The organism is Citrobacter sp. JUb117 (genome assembly GCF_024809055.1).
Lineage (GTDB): Bacteria > Pseudomonadota > Gammaproteobacteria > Enterobacterales > Enterobacteriaceae > Citrobacter > Citrobacter gillenii.
The window spans coordinates 118512-140093 of record NZ_JANUFB010000008.1 but is presented as its reverse complement, the minus strand read 5'-3'; the positions used below and the strand labels follow the sequence as shown (position 1 = coordinate 140093).

The 21582-nt window shown below is 52.5% G+C and carries 18 protein-coding genes and 1 other RNA gene; 14 read left to right on the top strand and 5 right to left on the bottom strand.

The window, feature by feature from the left end; all coding sequences use genetic code 11:
- The first annotated feature begins 95 nt into the window (after window positions 1-95).
- The gene (locus M2374_RS18380; RefSeq protein WP_181688183.1) at window positions 96-947 is read left to right on the top strand and encodes a Vmh family MBL fold metallo-hydrolase; all 852 of its coding nucleotides are present in this window, start codon (window positions 96-98) and stop codon (window positions 945-947) included.
- A gap of 68 nt (window positions 948-1015) precedes the next feature.
- Here the strand turns inward: M2374_RS18380 and M2374_RS18375 are convergent, their stop codons facing one another.
- The 3 genes from M2374_RS18375 to M2374_RS18365 all read right to left on the bottom strand — a co-directional run bounded on the left by M2374_RS18375 (window position 1016) and on the right by M2374_RS18365 (window position 4745).
- Window positions 1016-1204, bottom strand: coding sequence for a YdiH family protein (locus M2374_RS18375; RefSeq protein WP_135912127.1), 189 nt, complete (start codon window positions 1202-1204; stop codon window positions 1016-1018).
- A gap of 77 nt (window positions 1205-1281) precedes the next feature.
- Window positions 1282-1692, bottom strand: coding sequence for a 1,4-dihydroxy-2-naphthoyl-CoA hydrolase (gene menI / locus M2374_RS18370; protein WP_115258634.1), 411 nt, complete (start codon window positions 1690-1692; stop codon window positions 1282-1284).
- Complete coding sequence (locus M2374_RS18365) at window positions 1689-4745, bottom strand: FAD-binding and (Fe-S)-binding domain-containing protein (RefSeq protein WP_181688184.1); 3057 nt, start codon at window positions 4743-4745, stop codon at window positions 1689-1691. The genes menI and M2374_RS18365 overlap by 4 nt, the downstream gene beginning before the upstream one ends.
- 213 nt (window positions 4746-4958) lie before the next feature.
- On the opposite strand from M2374_RS18365, the gene ydiK reads away from it, so the two are divergent.
- Both ydiK and rprA read left to right on the top strand, forming a co-directional pair.
- The gene (ydiK, locus tag M2374_RS18360; protein ID WP_115258636.1) at window positions 4959-6068 is read left to right on the top strand and encodes an AI-2E family transporter YdiK; all 1110 of its coding nucleotides are present in this window, start codon (window positions 4959-4961) and stop codon (window positions 6066-6068) included.
- A gap of 185 nt (window positions 6069-6253) precedes the next feature.
- An RNA gene (gene rprA, locus M2374_RS18355) (antisense sRNA RprA) lies at window positions 6254-6361 on the top strand.
- A 3-nt stretch (window positions 6362-6364) separates the two neighbouring features.
- Here rprA and M2374_RS18350 read toward each other — a convergent pair.
- Entirely contained in the window at window positions 6365-8740 is a 2376-nt protein-coding gene (locus M2374_RS18350) for a glycoside hydrolase family 3 N-terminal domain-containing protein (RefSeq protein WP_181688185.1), read from the bottom strand.
- 272 nt (window positions 8741-9012) lie between these two features.
- On the opposite strand from M2374_RS18350, the gene M2374_RS18345 reads away from it, so the two are divergent.
- The 7 genes from M2374_RS18345 to M2374_RS18315 all read left to right on the top strand — a co-directional run bounded on the left by M2374_RS18345 (window position 9013) and on the right by M2374_RS18315 (window position 16701).
- Window positions 9013-9369 (top strand): YdiL family protein, encoded by a 357-nt coding sequence (locus M2374_RS18345; protein ID WP_146717030.1) that lies wholly within the window; start codon window positions 9013-9015, stop codon window positions 9367-9369.
- 47 nt (window positions 9370-9416) lie between these two features.
- A complete protein-coding gene (locus tag M2374_RS18340; RefSeq protein ID WP_181688186.1) occupies window positions 9417-10628 on the top strand; it encodes an MFS transporter in 1212 nt (403 codons plus the stop codon).
- A gap of 239 nt (window positions 10629-10867) precedes the next feature.
- Complete coding sequence (locus M2374_RS18335) at window positions 10868-12103, top strand: MFS transporter (RefSeq protein ID WP_117343014.1); 1236 nt, start codon at window positions 10868-10870, stop codon at window positions 12101-12103.
- A 21-nt stretch (window positions 12104-12124) separates the two neighbouring features.
- Complete coding sequence (gene ydiB, locus M2374_RS18330) at window positions 12125-12991, top strand: quinate/shikimate dehydrogenase (RefSeq protein ID WP_115258641.1); 867 nt, start codon at window positions 12125-12127, stop codon at window positions 12989-12991.
- A gap of 35 nt (window positions 12992-13026) precedes the next feature.
- On the top strand, window positions 13027-13785 hold the full coding sequence (gene aroD / locus M2374_RS18325; RefSeq protein WP_181688187.1) for a type I 3-dehydroquinate dehydratase: 759 nt from the start codon (window positions 13027-13029) through the stop codon (window positions 13783-13785).
- Window positions 13786-13940: 155 nt separating this feature from the next.
- Window positions 13941-15536 carry an acyl CoA:acetate/3-ketoacid CoA transferase gene (locus M2374_RS18320; RefSeq protein ID WP_115258642.1) on the top strand — a complete coding sequence of 532 codons (1596 nt, stop codon included), beginning with the start codon at window positions 13941-13943 and terminating at the stop codon, window positions 15534-15536.
- A gap of 13 nt (window positions 15537-15549) precedes the next feature.
- Window positions 15550-16701 carry an acyl-CoA dehydrogenase gene (locus M2374_RS18315; RefSeq protein ID WP_115258643.1) on the top strand — a complete coding sequence of 384 codons (1152 nt, stop codon included), beginning with the start codon at window positions 15550-15552 and terminating at the stop codon, window positions 16699-16701.
- Window positions 16702-16754: 53 nt separating this feature from the next.
- On the opposite strand, the gene M2374_RS18310 is transcribed toward M2374_RS18315, so the two are convergent.
- Window positions 16755-17645, bottom strand: coding sequence for an AraC family transcriptional regulator (locus tag M2374_RS18310; protein WP_181688188.1), 891 nt, complete (start codon window positions 17643-17645; stop codon window positions 16755-16757).
- A gap of 507 nt (window positions 17646-18152) precedes the next feature.
- Between M2374_RS18310 and M2374_RS18305 the strand changes: the two genes are divergently transcribed.
- Genes M2374_RS18305 through M2374_RS18290 form a run of 4 tightly spaced genes read left to right on the top strand, consistent with a single transcriptional unit; the run spans window position 18153 to window position 21511 of the window.
- Window positions 18153-18917 carry an electron transfer flavoprotein gene (locus tag M2374_RS18305; RefSeq protein ID WP_117343012.1) on the top strand — a complete coding sequence of 255 codons (765 nt, stop codon included), beginning with the start codon at window positions 18153-18155 and terminating at the stop codon, window positions 18915-18917.
- Between the two features lie 21 nt (window positions 18918-18938).
- Window positions 18939-19874, top strand: coding sequence for an electron transfer flavoprotein subunit alpha (locus M2374_RS18300; protein ID WP_117343011.1), 936 nt, complete (start codon window positions 18939-18941; stop codon window positions 19872-19874).
- 57 nt (window positions 19875-19931) lie between these two features.
- Window positions 19932-21221 carry an FAD-dependent oxidoreductase gene (locus tag M2374_RS18295; RefSeq protein ID WP_181688189.1) on the top strand — a complete coding sequence of 430 codons (1290 nt, stop codon included), beginning with the start codon at window positions 19932-19934 and terminating at the stop codon, window positions 21219-21221.
- Entirely contained in the window at window positions 21218-21511 is a 294-nt protein-coding gene (locus tag M2374_RS18290; protein ID WP_096757235.1) for a ferredoxin family protein, read from the top strand. The genes M2374_RS18295 and M2374_RS18290 overlap by 4 nt, the downstream gene beginning before the upstream one ends.
- The last annotated feature ends 71 nt before the right edge of the window (window positions 21512-21582 follow it).

Here is a 21582-nt window from a genome sequence, read left to right as displayed (position 1 = left end):
CTCAGCATGTCCTGATAGAGGAATTCTAACAGATCCAAATATCCGTAAAATAAAGAACAAGAAAAAGACATTTCATCTGCAAAAGGTTATCCCCCATGAAAGTGAACGCCCTCGCCCTGCTGTTACCTCTGTTTGCCTCGCCGGTATTCGCCGCGCCACTCCAGCTTGACGTCTACAATCCCCAGGAAAAAGCTATTTTCCCGGTATCCTCAACGCTGGTGTCCGGCCCGAAAGAGGCCATTTTATTTGATGCGCAATTCAGCACCAAAGACGGTGAAAAGCTGGCGCAGATAATTCGCAACAGCGGCAAAAAACTGCAGGCCATCGTGATCACCTCCGGCGATCCGGATTTTTATTTTGGTCTGCAGCCGATTGTTAACGCCTTTCCCGAGGTAAAGATTTTGGCAACACCGCACGTCGTGGAGCACATTCGTGCTACCAAAGATGCCAAACTGCAGTTTTGGGGCCCGCAGATGAAAGACGGCGCACCAACGACGCTCATCGTGCCGCAGGTCACGACGCAAACGCGCTTTACCATTGATGGTGAAACGCTGGAACTGCGCCGCTCAAATGATTACGCTGCCTATGTCTGGATCCCGGCTAACCGGGCGATCCTCGGCGGCACCGGCGTGGCTTCCGGTATTCATGTCTGGACTGCGGACACACAGTCTCCTGAACAGCGTCGCGCATGGCGCAACGTGCTGAGCGAAATGCAAACCTTACGCCCAACCGAGGTGATCCCCGGTCACTACATCGGCGAACGCCCGGCAGGCGATCAAGCGATCCGCTTCACCGGTGATTACTTGCACGCTTTTGAGCAGGCGCTGGGCGCAAAAAAAGGGTCTGCATATGTGATTCAGACGATGAAGGCGGCATGGCCTGGGCTTGCGGACGACAGCTCGCTGGAGCTGAGTGCGAAGGTCAATACCGGGGAGATGAAATGGTAAACCCGATTTAAGGCAAAAAATAACCCCGAACAGGTGTCGGGGTTTTCATCACGATAAGCATACCGGAATCAATGAACGCCGTGCCGCCAGGCAAAATAGATTTCTTCTTTGAGTTCAGTCGAAGAGAGCGCCAGTAAATCAGCAAACTCCAGCTCTAATTGTTTCAGTCTTTTCAGGTACTGAGCCGGTGAAAGATCGCTGTTATCACGACGTATAAATTCTATTGCCAGTTGGGCCGGGTCTAATTGGGTAGACATATCATCCTCGCTTGTGTTCAAAACCTGCACAGTATAGCACCTTTCCCTGCGCAGATAATGACCAAACGCAACATGCATCACAAAATAGCAGTCGTCAGACGCGATGTGCAACACAACCGTCCCTGTTCATCGAAGATTTCGATTTGCCAGACCTGATGGCGAGAACCGGTATGCAGCGCGCTGCACACCCCTCTCACTCGCCCTTCCCGCGCGGAGCGGATATGGTTGGCATTGACCTCAAGACCCACCACTTTTTGATCACCTTGAGTGCATAAATACCCGGCCACCGAGCCAATGCTTTCGGCCAGCACCACCGACGCGCCACCGTGTAACAGGCCAAAAGGCTGTTTGGTCCGGTGATCCACCGGCATCGTGGCTTCCAGCGTATTGTCACCAATGTGCTCAAAACGAATATCAAGCAGACCAACCATATTTCCCTCACCCATGGCATTGAGCGCCTCGAGTGAAACTTCACGTTTCCAGATCATCCAATAATCTCCAGCAGTGCCTGTAATGGGTGGCGAACGCCCGTACCTTCCACGCGTTTCACCTGGCTGCGACAAGAATATCCCGCAGCCAGACAGCGATTGCGCGGTAGTCGCTGCATCGCCTGATGCCATGATAGCTCATAGATGCCCAGCGAGTTCTGGTGATTCTTCACTTCATGACCGTACGTGCCCGCCATGCCGCAGCACCCGACACTGACGTTTTCCAGCTGCGCGCCAAATTTGGCAAAAATGGCCGCCCACTGCGCTGGCGCACCCGGCAGGGCCGTTACTTCGGTGCAGTGTCCAAAGAAATACCACGGCTCACCCGCAACAGCAGCAGGCTGCTGAGAGGCCAGGACGGTTGACAGCCACTCGTTCACCAACAGTACATGGAAGTCTCCACGCTGATCGCCAAGCGCCAGCTTGTATTCATCGCGATAGCACAATACCAGCGCCGGATCGACGCCGACCATCGGGATGTTCAACGTCGCCACCCGATTGAGAAATTCAGAGGTCTTTTTCGCCGTTTTGGCAAAACGGTTTAAGAAACCCTTAATGTGCTGCGCCTTGCCATTAGGCGAGAACGGTAGCAGGACCGGCTGTAAACCGAGTTTTTCCACCAGGCGGATAAAATCAGCTACCACCTGTGCATCGTAATAGCTGGTGAACGGATCCTGGACCACCAGCACCGTGCGGGCTTTCTGTTCCTGACTCAATAGCTCGAGCTGTTCCAGCGTCATATTGGCGGAGCGGTGCCCGACCAGCTGACGTTGTAACGACGGCGCGGACAGTAGCGGCAAATCCACCATGCCAATATGCTTTTTGGCCAGCGTACGCACCAGCGGCTGGTTAATGAAGAAGTTGAATGTTTTTGGCGCGCGCGCCATTAGCGGCGCATAGCTTTCGACGGTTGCCACCATATGATCGCGCAGCGGGCGTAAATAACGCGTGTGGTACAGTTGCAGGAAGCGAGAGCGGAACTCCGGGACGTCAATTTTGATCGGGCACTGCGTGGAACACGCTTTACACGCCAGACAGCCGGACATCGCCTCTTTGACTTCGTGCGAGAAATCGTACTCCCCCTTGCGCGCATGCCAGCTGTTACGCGTGCGGGCGATTAACGTGCGCAAGCTGGCACCTTTTTCCGGTAACTCTTTTTCCAGGCGAACCGGATCGATGCCGCGGTCAGCCAGCAGGCGTAACCATTCCCGTACCAGCGTTGCGCGTCCTTTGGGGGAGTGAATTCGGTTCATGCTGATTTTCATCGACGGGCACATGGGGCTGTTGGCATCGAAGTTAAAACATAACCCGTTGCCGTTACACTCCAGCGCCCCACGCCACTCCTGCCTTACGGCCAGTGGGATCTGGCGATCGTAGGTACCGCGTTTAACCGCATCGACTTTCATCATCGGCGCATCGACGCCTTCCGGTGGGCATATTTTACCAGGGTTCAGTCGGTTTTGCGGATCAAACGCCGACTTAACCTTGCGCAGTTCACCGTACAATTCATCGCCAAAGAAAGCCGGGCTGTACTCCGCGCGGAATCCTTTGCCGTGTTCGCCCCACAGCAGGCCACCGTATTTTGCCGTCAATGCCACCACGTCATCAGAAATGCGTTTCATCAGCACTTCCTGCTGCGGATCGCACATGTCCAGCGCCGGCCTGACGTGTAACACCCCGGCATCCACGTGACCAAACATGCCATAGCTCAGGCCGTGGCCGTCAAGCAACGCACGGAACTCCGCGATATAATCCGCCAGATGTTCAGGCGGTACGCAGGTATCCTCCGCGAACGGAATCGGCTTGGCGGCCCCTTTTGTATTACCCAGCAGACCGACGGCTTTTTTGCGCATCGCGTAGATACGCTCCACGCCCGCCAGCTCAGTACACAGCTGCCAGCCAATGACGCCAGCTTCCTGACGGGCAATTAAACCGTCCAGGCGTTCACACAACGCGCTGACCTGCTCATCAATCAATGCTTCGTCGTCACCGGCAAACTCGACGATATTCAGTCCCAACATTTCTTTATTCGGTACATCGGTAATCAGTTCGCTAACCGAATGCCAGACAATGTCTTCGCGCGCCAGATTCAGCACCCTGGAGTCCACGGTTTCTACCGACAGCGCGCGCGCGTCAACCATTACCGGGGCATTGCGCAAAGCGGAATCAAATGAGTCATATTTGACGTTGACCAGCCGCCGCACTTTCGGCAATGGCGTGATATCGAGGCGAGCCTCGGTAATAAATGCCAGCGTGCCCTCGGAACCGGTGAGGATGCGGGTTAAATCAAACTCGGTCATCTCATCGTTAAAGACGTGCCGCAGATCGTAGCCGGTTAAAAACCGATTCAGCTTCGGAAACTTATCCACGATCAGCTGACGATTTTCGCGACAGCGCTGGTAAACGGTCTTATAGATGCGCCCGATGGTGGTATTGGTGTTACCGAGCATTTCAGCCAGTTCCACCGGCATCGGCTGCGTATCAAGGATATCGCCGCCCATCAGTACCGCACGTACGCCCAGTAAGTGGTCGGAGGTTTTACCGTATACCAACGAGCCCTGTCCGGACGCATCGGTGTTGATCATCCCGCCAAGCGTTGCCCGGTTACTGGTCGACAATTCTGGTGCGAAGAAATAGCCGTACTGCTTTAGATACTGGTTAAGCTGGTCTTTTATCACCCCGGCTTCGACCCGTACCCAACCCTCCTGCGGATTGATTTCAATAATGCGGCTCATATAACGGGACATATCCACGATAATGCCCTGATTCAGCGCCTGACCATTGGTACCCGTGCCGCCGCCGCGCGGGGTAAAAATCAACGAGGAAAAGAGAGGTTCTGCCGCCAGACGGGCGATCAGCGCCACATCCGCCGTTGAACGGGGAAAAACCACGGCATCAGGAAGAAGCTGATAAATACTGTTATCTGTCGACATTGTCAGGCGATCGGCATAGCTCGTTGCCGTGTCGCCCGTAAACCCTTGCTGCTCCAGCGCCTGCAAAAAATTAAGCACCAGTTGAACGACACCAGGTGCCTGAGAAATTTGTGGAATCATTATAGTGACCCTTTCCTGCGGTCTGTGTTGTGAATTTAATCGTTTGCGTGTTGCTTTGTTTGTTGTATCACATTTTTTTCTAATACGCCCGGCAGATTTAAAGGCAGAATCTACCTGTTAAAAACCGCTGAAATTGCTCATCATTATAGGGTGGGGTTATAGCGTTCACGTCGCGTCAACGTCCTGACGTACAGAAAAGGTGAAAAAGTATTTATGGTAAATTTCCGTCAGCCCAGGGATATCGCACAAGTGCTGCTCTCGGTGCTGTTTTTAGCCATCCTGATTGTGGCCTGTTTATGGATAGTGCAGCCCTTTATCCTTGGTTTTGCGTGGGCTGGAACCGTGGTCATTGCAACCTGGCCTATCTTGCTACGTATACAGAAATTGTTATGGGGACGCCGTTCTCTGGCCGTGCTGGTAATGACCCTGCTGCTGGTCCTTTTGTTTATCATTCCCATCGCGCTATTGGTCAACAGTATTGTTGATGGTAGCGGACCGTTGATCCATGCCGTAACCGCAGGCGATATGACCTTGCCGGACCTGGAGTGGCTGAACAGTATTCCGTTAGTAGGTGCCAAAATTTATGGCGCATGGCACAGCCTGCTGGATATGGGCGGCGCGGCAATTATGGCCAAAGTGCGTCCTTATATCGGCTCCACAACGACCTGGTTTGTTGGTCAGGCCGCGCACATTGGTCGCTTTATGATGCACTGTGGCCTGATGCTGCTGTTCAGCGCCCTGCTCTACTGGCGCGGCGAGCAGGTGGCATTAGGGATTCGGCACTTCGCCTGTCGCCTGGCTTCTAAGCGTGGTGATGCTGCTATTTTGCTGGCGGCACAAGCGATCCGCGCGGTGGCATTGGGTGTGGTCGTCACCGCACTGGTGCAGGCCGTTCTCGGGGGTATTGGTCTGGCGGTAACGGGTGTGCCGTACGCCACGCTGCTGGCGGTGTTGATGATCCTGTCCTGCCTGGTGCAGTTGGGTCCTCTACCGGTGCTGATCCCGGCCATTATCTGGCTGTACTGGACGGGGGACTCCACCTGGGGCACGGTGCTGCTGGTCTGGAGTGCCGTGGTCGGCACGCTGGATAACGTAATCCGCCCGATGCTGATTCGTATGGGCGCCGATTTACCGCTGATCCTCATCCTGTCGGGTGTCATCGGCGGGTTAATTGCCTTCGGCATGATTGGCTTGTTTATCGGCCCAGTGGTCCTGGCGGTATCCTGGCGTCTGTTCTCCGCTTGGGTGAACGAAGCCCCGGCGCCAGGTAACGATCCGGACGAAATCCTCGAAGAAATCGCTGAAATCGAAAACAACAAATAACCCTGACATCAGGCGGCATCGCCGCCTGATTGTTTAACGCTGCTTATTGATGCTTCAGCACTCATTGCCCCAATCCCACGCCTCCTGCCTTAAAACCCTCATTTGTGTCGCAATTTCTTTACAGTTTTTAAACTATTGAGATGAATCTGATCGACGTGAAAAATCGACATGCCTACTATTGTCTCAAGGCTTTAGATCAACACATTGATTTATAAGCATGGAAATCCCCTGAGTGAAACAACGAATTGCTGTGTGTAGTCTTTGCCCATCTCCCACGATGGGCTTTTTTTTAACATTTACTCGCAGCTCACCACGCAGCGGCTCATCATCTGCCAATTCTTCGGCATAATCTGTAGCGTACCAACCACATTGACCGTCGTGCTCGCCCAGATGTTCGCAGATGAATTCCCGACCATCAGGTCGAACTCGCCAGGTTCAACCACCCGTTTGCCATCCCGGCGGGTGAAGTTAAGCATATCCACCGGCACATAAAAGGTCAGCGTCGCGCGTGCACCGGGCTCCAGCGTGAGGCGTTGAAACGCTTTCAGCTCTTTAACGGGGCGTACCATCGAAGCCACTTTATCGTGGACATACACCTGCACCACCTCACTTCCCCTGCGCTCGCCACGGTTACTTAACCTTACCTGCAAAGCAATCTCGCCTTCCACTGGGACATCCTTCGCCAGCGCTGCTACCTCCTCACAGGCAAACTCGGTCCAGCCTTTGCCGTAGCCGAAGGGATAGCGGGATCCAAAGTGGAACGCAAACGGCGTTCCGCCGCTTTTCAGTTTGTGATTGTAGTAATAGGGCATAGCACCTGCGCTTTTCGGCACGCTAACCACCAGCCTGCCCAGCGGCTCAGCCCGTCCGGTCAGCACATCGGCAATAGCCCAGCCACCTTCCTGACCCGGCGCCCAGGCCATTAACAGCCCGGCGACATGGTCCTCCAGCCCCTGCAGGTTGTATGGCCTACCGCCTGTCATCACCACAACAACCGGTTTACCCGTCGCCACCAGAGCCTCCAGTAGTTGTTGCTGTACACCCGGCAGAGTGAGGCTGTCTGTATCCGAGCCTTCTCCCACCGTGCCGCTCTGGAAAAGTCCGGCCAGATCGCCGACACAGACCACCACCACATCGTTGCGACGGGCGACGGCAACCGCTTCAGGAATCAAACGTTGGTCAGTGGAGACCGGGGAGGACTGCATCGGTTTGCCACTGCTGTCACCGGGAAACACCGGTGCGCCCGCCAACCGTTTCTCTATGATATGACAGCCCTTCGCATAGTCGATATGGTCATAGCCCAGATAGTGGCGCAGCGCGGCCAGCGGGGTCGTCACCTGCACGGCGCTGTCAGCCATATCGCTGATGATCAGATGCACCGAGAAGCTGTAACCGCTGAGCAGCGCCAGCGAGTCGTCCGCCGTGGGGCCGATCACCGCAACGCGCGGTCTGCCCTGCAGCGGCAAAATACCGTTATTTTCCAGTAGCGTTATTGAGCTAGTGGCAACATCACGCGCTGCCTTGCGTGCCTCATCGGACTGTAGGTCAATCGCGGATACATCGGTATACGGCTGTTCGAACAGGCCAAGTCGGAATTTCTCCGTCAGGATGCGGGAGACAATCTCATCGACTTTGGTCATGGTCATCAGTCGACGCTCAACCGCCATAGCTAAATGGCGGGCGCAGTCGTCTTTCGGCAACTCAACGTCCAACCCGGCATTAAAGGCCAGCGCTGCAGATTGCGCAGCATCATGCGACACGCCATGATGCTGATGCAGCAAACTCACACCACCGTAATCCGCCACAATAATCCCATCAAATCCCCATTGCTCGCGCAAAACGGTGGTTAACAGATAATTGTCACTGTGCCCCGGCTGGTTATCAATATCATGATAGGCAGGCATTACCGATCCGGCATTGGCCAATTTAACTGCCATCTCGAACGGCAGCAGGAAGGTATCGTTAAGCTCACAGAATCCCAGATGCACCGGCGCATGGTTGCGCGCACCTTCGCTGAACGAATGCCCGACATAATGCTTCAGCGTCGCCAGCACATCGCGTTTTTCGCCCTGTAAGCCCTGCACATAGGCACAGGGCATCACCCCCACTAGCCATGGATCTTCACCAAAGGTTTCTTCCGTCCTACCCCAGCGGACATCGCGTGAGACATCCAGCACCGGTGCCAGCCCCTGGCGGCATCCGGTTGAACGCGCCTCCAGGCCAATCTGCCTGGCGGCACGCTTGACCAGTTCAGGATCCCAGGTTGAACCGTAGTTCAGCGACGAGGGAAACAGGGTGGCATCTTTACATAACAACCCCACCAGGCACTCCTCATGAAACAGCGCGGGAATGCCCAGTCGCGTCTCTTCCACTAACATCTTTTGTAAACGATTCGCCGCCCGCACGCCCGTTTTTGCCTCAACGATATGGGTACCCAGCGGGCGCGTAATCTGTCCAACACCCATTCTCAGTCGCTCGGTGAGTGCAGCCTGACCGCTCATACCGGCAAACTCGTCACTCATGTCGCTGCGTTCCCGGTGGTCGCCCTTTTCAGATAGCACCAACCAGTAAGCATGCATTTGCGCGAACTTCTCTTCAGGTGTCATGCGCGCCAGCAAATCAGCCACGCGTTCGTGCACCGGCCGTTTTGCATCCTTGTAAATACTCATCATTGTAACTCCCCTCTCTCCATCAACCATTGCTCTGACAAGTATCAAGAGGCGCGACAACGTGAACAATTGCGGAAATAGCCAGTGGAATTACGTTATTTAGTTAATGTGATCGGCCGCAAGGGGTGATTTACTCGCGACCTGAAAGGCCAATCCCCGTCGTATTTACAGATCAATAACAAATAATATTGCACAAGATAGTGTGACTCTCTTCAAGTTGAAATATCCACAGTAATGTTATTACTACTCCACCGTTTTTATTAAGTGATGACATGATGAACGCATTCGAATTGCAGGCATTCCGCCACCTTTTTGCGCTATCGATTGAAGAAAGTGCGAGTTATATTGCGGGTGATGGCAATGTTACCACCTGGCAACAATGGGAAAATGGTGATCGTGATATACCAGAGAGCATTGTACAGCGCTGTGCAGAAATGAAAGCAAAGCGCAAATTGCGAATTAATGCCATCATCGAAAAAATCAACAATCGTATTGGTAATAATACGATGCGTTTTTTCCCCGACCTGATGTCTTTTCAGGCGGTCTATCACGACGATAATTTCCTCGACTGGAAAATTTATCAATCGACGGCAGTTGAACTTTTTGCCCATGACCTCGAGCGTTTGTGCTAGGAAACCGCGACGCCACACCCTTTAGCCTCTTCGCTGAGTAACACATTATGAAAAATACCTATTTCTCCACTGCGATAGGGCTGTACCTTAATTATCTGGTACACGGTATGGGGGTCATTCTGATGAGCCTCAATATGTCCTCACTGGAACAACAGTGGCAAACCAATACGGCTGGTGTTTCAATTGTCATTTCCTCTCTCGGTATCGGTCGATTAAGCGTCTTATTACTGGCAGGTTTACTCTCCGATCGCTATGGACGTAGACCGTTTATCCTGCTCGGTATGATCTGCTACCTGTGTTTCTTTGTAGGTATTATTAATACGCACAGCATTTATATTGCCTACGCGTTTGGTTTTTTAGCCGGGATGGCAAACAGTTTTCTTGATGCAGGTACCTATCCCAGCCTGATGGAGGCGTTTCCTCGCTCCCCCAGCACCGCCAATATTCTGATTAAAGCCTTTGTCTCCAGCGGACAGTTCCTGTTGCCGATGATCATCAGCCTGTTGGTGTGGGGCGAATGTTGGTTTGGTTGGTCCTTCCTGCTGGCGGCAGGCATCATGATTTCCAACGGCATATTTTTATTTCGCTGCCGATTTCCTGCGCATCCGGGACGCCAACCCACCGTCAAGGAAGCACCCGAAACAACGATGGCTACGCATCGTTGTTCCCTGATCGATCTTGGCAGCTACACCCTGTACGGCTACATCTCAATGGCCACCTTTTACCTGGTGAGCCAGTGGCTGGCTCAGTACGGTCAGTTTGTCGCTGGCATGTCCTATACGTTATCCATCAAGCTGTTGAGCGTTTACACGTGCGGTTCGCTACTGTGCGTGCTGATCACCGCCCCGCTGGCGAGGAAGGCCGAACGCGCACCGACGCTGTTAATGCTTTACACCTTCATCTCGTTTATTGCTCTGCTGGCGGTCTGCCTGCACCCTACGCCAACGGTGGTGATCGCGTTTGCTTTTGTCATCGGTTTTTCATCTGCTGGCGGCGTGGTGCAAATCGGGCTAACGCTGATGGCTGCACGCTTCCCGCATGCCAAGGGGAAAGCCACCGGGATCTATTACAGTGCGGGCAGTATTGCCACTTTCACCATTCCCTTGATTACAGCAAAACTCTCACAATCCAGCATTGCCCATATCATGTGGTTTGATACCGGCATGGCTGCCATCGGCTTCTTGCTGGCACTGTTCATTGGTTATCGCAGCCGCATGGCGACAAAGTATCCATTAAAAATGGCGCCACTCGCCGAATAGCACGGATGCAATATTGTTCCCCCCGTCTGCAAAATAATTTGCGGACTATTTAAAACAACAGCAAAACGGCAACAGGAAGAATTAATTTCACACTTTGCTATGCAATATACCTGGTCACTTAAGCGTCATGCTATGTAGGTACAGCATCCGTCACTCGGTATAGTAATGACATCATCATCGCAATCAATATTATCACGATGAAAATGAACCCTATTAAAATCTGCAAGGAGTTATGCGAAATGTCTCAGAGCAAGGCTTTTAATACGCCATTTCTTCTGGCGATAACCTGTATTTATCTCAGTTATTTCCTGCATGGCATTAGTGTCATTACGCTGGCACAAAACATGACTTCCCTGGCAGAGAAATTTTCCACCGACAATGCGGGGATTGCCTATTTAATTTCCGGTATCGGATTGGGCCGTCTGGTCAGTATTTTATTCTTTGGCGTACTCTCCGATAAATTTGGTCGTCGGGCCATTATCCTGTTAGGCGTCATTCTTTATATGCTGTTCTTCTTCGGTATTCCCGCCAGCCCAAATCTGATGATTGCTTTTATTCTGGCGGTTTGTGTGGGCGTCGCCAACTCCGCGCTGGATACCGGTGGCTATCCGGCGTTAATGGAGTGCTTCCCCAAAGCGTCCGGTTCGGCGGTTATTCTGGTGAAGGCGATGGTGTCTTTTGGGCAGATGATCTACCCGCTCGTTGTCAGCACCATGTTATTGAATCATATCTGGTACGGCTATGCCGTCATTGTCCCGGGCATCCTGTTCGTGGTGATTACCTTAATGCTGCTCAAGAGTCGCTTCCCCAGCCAAGTGGTGGACGCAGGCGTGGCGAAAGATCTGCCGCAGATGAACAGTAAGCCGCTGGTGTGGCTGGAAGGTGTGGCATCAGTGATGTTCGGCGTGGCCGCATTTTCAACCTTTTACGTCATCGTGGTGTGGATGCCGAAATACGCCATGGCTTTTGCCGGGATGGCCGAAGCCGACGCGCTGAAAACCATCTCTTACTACAGTATGGGTTCCCTGGTCTGCGTGTTTATTTTTGCTGCACTGCTGAAGAAATTAGTCCGTCCGATCTGGGCCAACGTCTTTAACGCCGGGCTGGCAACGATCACAGCAGCGGTTATCTATTTGTACCCCTCGCCGCTGGTTTGCAACGCAGGCTCATTTCTCATCGGGTTCTCTGCCGCTGGCGGTATTTTACAACTGGGCGTCTCGGTGATGTCGGAGTTCTTCCCGAAGAGCAAAGCCAAAGTCACCAGCGTTTATATGATGATGGGCGGCGTTGCTAACTTCATTATCCCGCTGATCACCGGATACCTGTCTAACATCGGCCTGCAATACATTATTTTGCTCGATCTGGTCTTTGCCCTGCTGGCATTTATCACGGCCATTATCGTCTTTATCCGTTACTACCGCGTATTTGATATACCCAAAAACGATGTGCGGTTGGGCGAACGTTATTTTCAATAAAGAGTTCACAAGGAGTTAAAAATGGATGTTACTGCAAAATATGAACTGATTGGCCTGATGGCCTACCCCATCAGACACAGCCTGTCGCCAGAAATGCAAAATAAGGCGCTGGAAAAAGCCGGACTGCCGTTTACCTATATGGCATTTGAAGTCGATAACACAACCTTTGCGGGTGCCATTGAAGGGTTGAAAGCGTTAAAAATGCGCGGTACCGGCGTCTCGATGCCCAATAAACAGCTGGCGTGCGAATATGTCGATGAATTAACCCCGGCAGCTAAACTGGTCGGTGCCATCAATACCATCGTCAATGACAATGGCTATCTTCGTGGCTACAACACCGACGGCACCGGCCATATTCGCGCCATAAAGGAAAGCGGCTTCGATATAAAAGGCAAAACCATGGTACTGTTGGGCGCGGGCGGTGCATCGACCGCGATCGGCGCACAGGCCGCCATTGAGGGCATTAAAGAGATTAAACTGTTTAACCGTCAGGATGATTTCTTTAGCAAGGCGCTTGAGTTCGCCAAACGCGTGAATGAAAACACCGACTGTGTGGTGACCGTTATCGATCTGGCCGACCAACAGGCCTTCGCTGAGGCCCTGGCCAGCGCAGACATTTTGACCAACGGCACAAAAGTCGGCATGAAACCACTGGAAAACGAATCCATTGTTAGCGATGAATCGCTGTTACGCCCGGATCTGCTGGTAACCGAATGCGTCTACAATCCGCATATGACCAAGTTACTGCAGCAGGCGCAGCGTGCCGGTTGCAAAACCATTGATGGTTACGGCATGTTGTTATGGCAAGGTGCTGAGCAGTTCAAATTGTGGACCGGGAAAGATTTTCCGCTGGAATACGTTAAGCAGGTTATGGGGTTTGCCGCCTGACGGGCAACAATCTGTGAATTTTTAAAGGGTAATCAATGAAAACCGTAACCGTAAGAAACCTCGTGATTGGCGAGGGTGCGCCGAAGATCATTGTTTCGTTAATGGGTAAAGACATCGCCATGGTAAAAACCGAAGCGCTGGCCTACCGCGACGCGGACTTCGACATCCTGGAATGGCGTGTTGACCATTTTGCCGATGTCTCTTCCATTGACGCGGTGCTGGAAGCGGCCCGCACAATCCGCGACGTGATGAGCGATAAGCCGCTACTTTTCACCTTCCGCAGCGCCAAAGAAGGCGGTGAACAGGCGCTGTCTGTTGCAGACTATATTGCGCTTAACCGTGCGGCGGTGGATAGCGGGCTGGTGGATATGATCGATCTGGAGCTGTTCACCGGCGATGAACAGGTCAAAGCCACCGTCGAGCATGCGCACGCGAAGCAGGTCTTGGTGATTATGTCGAATCATGATTTCCACAAAACACCGGCGGCAGAAGAGATTATCCAGCGGCTGCGTAAAATGCAGGAACTGGGCGCAGATATCCCGAAAATTGCGCTGATGCCACAAAACAAGACGGATGTCCTGACACTGCTTAGCGCTACGCTTGAGATGCAGGAGCACTACGCCGACCGCCCAATCATTACTATGTCGATGGCCAAAACCGGCGTAATTTCGCGACTGGCGGGTGAAGTTTTTGGTTCTGCGGCGACCTTTGGTGCGGTGAAAAAAGCCTCAGCGCCCGGGCAGATCTCGGTTTCAGATTTGCGCAGCGTACTGACCATTTTACATCAGGCTTAATAACAGAATATTTCTGTACTGTTTTAAATACCCCCCTGCCCTGTTATTCATATTATTTTGAATATCGGGCAGACGGTTAGTTATTTTTAAAATAAATAAATTTCTTTTATCGAATAAAACGATAGGCAGCCTTACGCCTGTAACCTGGAGTTTATATGAAACTTAACAGACCTGAACGCATTAACGGTCGGGTGCCGGTATTATCGGCAGCGGATGCAGTTGATTATATTCCTGATGAAGCCACGCTCTGCGTATTAGGCGCCGGCGGCGGTATTCTGGAGGCCACCACATTAATTAGCGCACTGGCCGAAAAATATAAAACCTGCCAAACTCCGCGTAATTTATCGCTAATTAGTCCGACGGGATTGGGCGATCGCGCCGACCGGGGTATTAGCCCGTTGGCACAAGAAGGATTGGTCAAATGGGCGCTATGCGGACATTGGGGGCAATCACCGCGCATTTCCGATTTAGCTGAACAAAATAAAATCGCCGCCTATAACTATCCTCAGGGCGTATTGACGCAAACGCTGCGTGCAGCCGCAGCCCACCAGCCGGGTATTCTGAGTGATATTGGGATCGGCACGTTTGTTGACCCCCGCCAGCAGGGCGGCAAGCTCAATGACGTAACCACCGACGATCTGATCAAACTGGTGGAGATAGACAACAAGGAGTACCTCTACTACAAGGCCATCGCGCCCACCATCGCCTTCATTCGCGCTACCACCTGTGACAGCGAAGGCTACGCCACTTTTGAGGATGAGGTGATGTACCTCGATGCGCTGGTGATTGCCCAGGCCGTGCATAACCACGGCGGCATCGTCATGATGCAGGTACAAAAAATGGTCAAGAAAGCCACCTTACACCCCAAAGCGGTGCGGATCCCGGGCTATCTGGTGGACATCGTGGTGGTTGACCCTGATCAGACCCAACTGTACGGCGGGGCGCCGGTTAACCGTTTTATTTCCGGCGACTTTGTCCTTGATGACAGCCAGCAAATCGCCCTGCCGCTCAACCAGCGCAAACTGGTGGCCAGGCGCGCCCTGTTCGAAATGCGCAAAGGCGCGGTGGGTAACGTGGGGGTCGGTATCGCTGACGGTATTGGTCTGGTTGCTCGTGAAGAAGGCTGCGCCGACGACTTTATTCTGACGGTCGAAACCGGCCCAGTGGGAGGGATAACCTCGCAAGGCATTGCCTTCGGTGCCAACGTTAACACCCGTGCCATTATGGATATGACCACCCAGTTCGATTTCTACCACGGCGGCGGTCTGGATGTATGCTATTTGAGTTTTGCTGAAGTGGACAGCCACGGCAACGTCGGCGTACATAAATTCAATGGCAAGATTATGGGCACCGGTGGATTTATCGATATTAGCGCCACTTCCAAGAAAATTATTTTCTGCGGCACACTCACTGCCGGAAGTCTGAAAACAGACGTCGCCGACGGCAAGCTGAATATTGTCCAGGAAGGTCGGGTGAAAAAATTCGTCAGTGAATTACCTGAAATAACCTTCAGTGGAAAAATTGCTCTCGAACGCGGATTAGAGGTGCGTTACATCACCGAACGTGCCGTCTTTACCTTAAAAGAGGATGGTCTCCATTTGGTAGAAATTGCCCCCGGCGTTTCTTTGCAAAACGATATTCTGGACAAAATGGATTTCGCCCCGGTTATTTCTCCTGAGTTAAAACTGATGGACGAAAGATTATTTATCAATACCCCCATGGGTTTTGTCTTGCCCGACGCAGCCAATTAAAAGGAGTACCCTAATGGACTTTTCGTTAACTGAAGAACAAGAGCTGCTGCTTGCCAGCATTCGCGAACTGATCACCAGCCATTTTCCGGAAGAATATTTCCGCACCTGCGATCAGACCGCCACCTACCCAAAAGAGTTTATGCGCGCCCTTGCGGATAACGGTATTTCGATGCTGGGCGTGCCGGAAGAGTTCGGCGGCATACCGGCAGATTATGTCACCCAGATGCTGGCGCTGATGGAAGTGTCAAAATGCGGCGCTCCGGCATTTTTAATCACTAACGGGCAGTGTATTCACAGCATGCTCCGTTTTGGTTCCGCCGAGCAGTTACGTAAAACGGCGGAAAGCACCATGGAAACCGGTGATCCCGCATATGCGCTGGCGTTAACCGAACCGGGTGCCGGATCTGACAACAACAGTGCCACCACCAGTTACACGCGTAAAAACGGCAAAGTGTATCTCAACGGGCAAAAAACGTTCATTACCGGTGCTAAAGAGTACCCGTACATGCTGGTACTGGCCCGCGACCCGGAGCCAAAAGATCCGAAGAAAGCCTTTACGCTGTGGTGGGTCGATTCCAGTAAACCGGGTATTAAGGTGAACCCGTTGCACAAGATCGGCTGGCACATGTTAAGCACCTGCGAAGTCTACCTCGACGACGTTGAAGTTGACGAAAGCGATAGGGTTGGCGAAGAAGGCATGGGCTTCCTTAACGTAATGTACAACTTCGAAATGGAGCGGCTGATCAACGCCGCACGCAGTACCGGCTTTGCCGAGTGTGCCTTCGAAGATGCCGCGCGTTATGCTAATCAACGAATTGCCTTCGGCAAGCCGATCGGCCACAACCAGATGATCCAGGAAAAACTGGCGTTAATGGCCGTTAAAATCGAAAACATGCGCAATATGGTGTTGAAGGTCGCCTGGCAGGCCGATCAGAAGCAATCACTGAGGACCAGCGCTGCGCTGGCAAAACTGTACTGCGCCCGTACGGCGATGGAAGTGATTGACGACGCGATTCAAATTATGGGAGGACTGGGGTATACCGATGAGGCTCGCGTGTCCCGCTTCTGGCGCGACGTACGCTGTGAGCGCATTGGCGGCGGCACGGATGAAATCATGATTTACGTTGCGGGCCGTCAGATCCTGAAAGATTACCAGAACAAGTAAGCGTTAATGGCCCGGTAGGCGTCAAACTTACCGGGCACGCAGAAAACCGCTAATTAGATCTCCGGCATCAGGCATTCCTGCTCAAGCAGATTGTTTTTAAATTGCTTGCGATACTCGCTGGGCGAGCAGCCTACGTGGCGCTGAAAGAGTTTGGCAAAGTGATCGACATTTTCATATCCCACTCGCCACGAAATTTCTGCCAGTGATGATTCGGTATTGGTCAGAGAAAATTTAGCCTCCGTCATTCGCCGCTGAATAACATAATTAATCGGTGAGATCCGATACTCTTTAGTAAATTCATGACAAATGTAACTAACGCTGGCGCGAAATTTTTTTGACAACTGTTCAAGTGTAATTTTTTCCCGAAAGTTGTTATTTAAATACACCAGCACATCTTTAATTAAGATATCTTTTTTAATATATCCCTGCTCCGAACGGTACGCATTTTTGAAATTTTCATAATACAGCACGGTTAACGCATAGGCGAAAGCTGCGTAAGCCGTCGAGGTCGGGTTATTTTTGCTTCGTGGCAGCATAATACTCAGTTCATTAAAAATACTTTTAATCACCTCCTTTCCCTGTCCGACGCTGATAACCGGGCACGAATGCGCCTGCAGCAGTTGGTTATCCTGCCAGCCGTTAAAGCAGAATCCTGCCAGTGCGCAAGTGTAGGTGGTTGCCGGTGCGCTGCTGTCAGACGCGACCGCATGCAGCCTGCCTTGCTCTATCACCACAATATCGCCGGCGTGGGCAACATACAGTGACGAGTCGATAATGAACCTGGCGACACCTTTTTTGACATAAATGAGCTCGGTTTCATTGTCATGGACATGGTGGCCTGACTCCCAGTTCGGATCGTCGCTGATGACGAAGCGTGAAAACACAGGGGTTTTCCCCTGCTCAAAAAGGGTTTCCATGGCATTATCAAAACATCGTTGATACATGACAACCTCCACCTTAAGACCGGATAATTTTGGATGAATAATAGCGATGAAATAAAGAGACTGAGCATGTTATACAACGTTATTTCACCCTGAAGAAACAAAATTATTGGGGCCTCCTGCAAGATGGTACGCATAGTCAACAGGCATTATCCGCACAGCTTATTAACGTTTTAAAATTAATAAAAAGCATAAATGTTATTATTTAGCCGTCAATTATTCACATAACAGAAACATAAATAATCATATGTTGATTAAAAACATGATGCATTTCGCAATTTTCACATCCTGCGCGTTTTTTCTGTTTATTGCCGCCCCCCATGACGTTTAATCAGCGCTTATCAGTAAAGCGTCCGGTCGACACTTTTTTTTGCAAGATTGTTGGAAACGAAAACAGATTGTCCCGTCGAAAATGCCCCTCACCTGCCGCACACTAATTTCAGTCAACTTTCCCTACTGCCGATAATGACGCTCCCCGTCATCATCTGAACATGATTCACCGGAGATGCCATGAAAATAGTCACCTGCTTTAAGTTGGTCCCTGAAGAACAGGACATTGTCGTTACCCCTGAGCGTTCGCTTAATTTCGACAGAGCCGAAGCCAAAATCAGCCAATTTGACTTAAACGCCATCGAAGCCGCAGCGCAACTGGCTGCAGAAAGTGACGAGATCGTCGCCTTAACGGTTGGCGGCTCGCTGTTGCAAAACTCCAAAGTGCGTAAAGACGTCTTGTCCCGCGGGCCGGACAGCCTGTTTATGGTCCAGGATGCGCAACTGGAACATGCACTGCCCAGAGATACCGCCCAGGCGCTGGCCTGCGCCGCAACAAAAATCGAATGTGACCTGATGTTATTCGGCGAAGGGTCGGGCGATATCTATGCACAGCAGGTGGGCTTGCTGGTAGGCGAACTCCTGCAGTTGCCCGTCGTCAACGCGGTGAGCAAGATTGAACGTCACGGTGAGCGGATTCTGGTCGAGCGCACGCTTGAGAACGAGATCGAAGTGCTTGAACTCCCGCTCCCCGCCGTGCTTTGCGTCACGTCAGATATCAACACGCCGCGTATTCCGTCAATGAAAGCCATTCTTGGCGCCGGGAAAAAAGCCGTCACCCCCTGGCAGGCCAGCGATATTGGCTGGACGCCTGTGCCGCCGTTAGCGGAACTGGTGGCAATAACGGTTCCGCCACAAACCGAGCGTAAACGCATCATTCTGGAAAATGATTCAGCGGACGCCATTGCTGAACTGGCCGACCACCTGAAAAAAGCCCTGAATTAAGCCCAACGGAGAGAAAACATTATGAGTAAATTAGCCAACGTCTGGGTATTTAGCGATAACGCTGAACGCTACGCAGAATTAATGACCGGCGCGCGTCAATGGGGTGAACAGGTCCATATCATTGTGCAAGGTAGCGAGCAGGCAAATCAGGTTCTGCCGCTGGGGGCCGATAGCATTATCGTGCTTGAGCAATCTTCCGGCTTACAGCGCATTGAAAACTATGCCGAAACCTTCACTTCGCTGCTGCAAGATCACAACGGTTTACTGCTGATGCCCGCCACCAAGCGCGCGAAATCCCTTGGCGCGCGTCTGAGCATTCAACTCAATGCGGCGATGGTGAATGACGCCACCTCGGTAAGTCTTGATGCTGGCGCACTGTTCGTTGAACACCGCATGTATGGCGGTCTGGCATTCGGTAAAGAAAAACTCAATAGCGCGCTGGCCATAATCACGCTTGCATCCGGCGTACTGGAGTCGAGCGAGGCCAACCCGGCACACACCTGCCCTGTTACCGCTGCGCCGTACATCCCCCCTCGCCATGAAATTATGTGTCAGGAGCGTCGCGCCAAACCCCTGAGCAGCGTGGATCTCAGCAAAGCCAAACGCGTGGTGGGCGTCGGCCGCGGTCTGGTGGCACAAGCCGATCTGGAGATGGTACATAAACTGGCGGCCGTGCTGGGCGCAGAGGTCGGTTGTTCCCGCCCGATTGCTGAAGGCGAAAACTGGATGGAGCGCGAACGCTACATTGGCGTTTCCGGCGTGTTGCTGAAATCTGACCTGTACCTGACGCTGGGCATCTCCGGACAAATCCAGCATATGGTCGGCGGTAATGGTGCAAAAGTCATCGTCGCCATCAACAAAGATAAAAAAGCGCCGATCTTTAATTATGCCGATTACGGCCTGGTGGGCGATATCTACAAAGTTGTGCCGGCCCTGATCGAACAGTTAAGCCGCTAACCCCCCTCATTTAATCCACATCTCCCGCTGCGCTCGCGGCGGGAAGGGAGCATAAGCATGTCAGATGAAAAATTTGATGCCATTGTGGTTGGTGCTGGCGTGGCGGGAGCGGTCGCTGGCTACGTAATGGCAAAAGCCGGACTGGACGTACTGGTCATCGAGCGCGGAAACCGTGCGGGCAGTAAGAACATGACCGGCGGGCGTCTCTATGCACACAGCCTTGAAAGCATCATGCCAGGATTTGCCGAGGAAGCGCCTGTCGAACGCAAAGTGACGCGCGAAAAAATCTCTTTTCTAACCGAAGAAAGCGCCGTCACGCTCGATTTTCATGGTGAAAAAAACACGGCCGCAACGCAGGATTCGTACACGGTTTTACGCAGCCGTTTTGACCCGTGGCTAATGGATAAAGCCGAACAGGCCGGCGCGCAGTTTATTCCAGGCGTACGCGTCGATGCATTACTCCGCGAAGGTAATAAGGTTACGGGCGTTCAGGCCGGTGACGATGTTCTGGAGGCTAACATCGTCATCCTCGCTGACGGCGTCAACTCCCTACTCGGTCGCTCGCTCGGCATGGTCCCGCCCGCTTCAGCACACCACTACGCCGTCGGCGTTAAAGAGTTGATTGGCTTGCCGCCCGCGGTCATTGCAGACCGTTTCAATCTTTCGGGCAACGACGGCGCAGCCTGGCTGTTTGCCGGTTCCCCGTCAAACGGCTTGATGGGCGGTGGTTTTCTGTACACCAATCAGGATTCAATTTCTCTGGGCCTGGTTTGTGGGCTGGGCGATATCGCCCACGCAACGAAGAGCGTTCCACAAATGCTGGAAGACTTTAAGCAGCATCCAACCATTCGTCCGCTGATTGCCGGGGGTGAACTGCTGGAATATTCAGCGCATATGGTGCCAGAAGGCGGCCTGGCAATGGTGCCTAAACTGGTCGATGACGGTGTGATGATCGTCGGCGATGCCGCCGGGTTCTGCCTGAATCTGGGGTATACGATCCGCGGCATGGATTTGGCCATTGCCTCCGCAGAGGCGGCGGCGAAAACGGCTATCGCGGCGAAAGAACGCCGGGATTTCTCCGCCAACAGCTTGATGGAATACAAGCGCTCCCTCGAGCAGGGTTGCGTCATGCATGAGTTACAGCATTTTCGCAAGATCCCGGCACTGATGGAAAACCCACGTCTGTTCACCCAGTACCCGCGCATGGTGGCGGATATTATGAGCGAAATATTCACCGTTGACGGACGTCCGACGCCCCCAATGCGCAAAAGGATCATGCCCCATGTAAAACGCATTGGGTTAATGAACTTACTGAAAGACGGCATTAAGGGAGCGACCGCGTTATGAACCAGGACAACACCGTGAACGTTGACGTCAAGCTGGGCGTCAATAAATTCAACGTTGATGAAGGACATCCGCACATTATTCTGGCCACCCACCCGGATCTGAACGAGTTTCGCAAACTGCTCTATGCCTGCCCCGCCGGACTGTACAAGCAGGACGAGGCCGGAAATATCCATTTTGATTCCGCCGGATGTCTGGAGTGCGGAACCTGTCGGGTGCTGTGCGGCGAAACAATACTTGAACAATGGACGTACCCGCTCGGCACTTTTGGCATCGATTTTCGTTATGGATAACGGATATTGCCAGTTGCAGGCCGGATAAGGCCCAGTCGCCGTCCGGCAAGACGTATGCCGCAATCATCCAG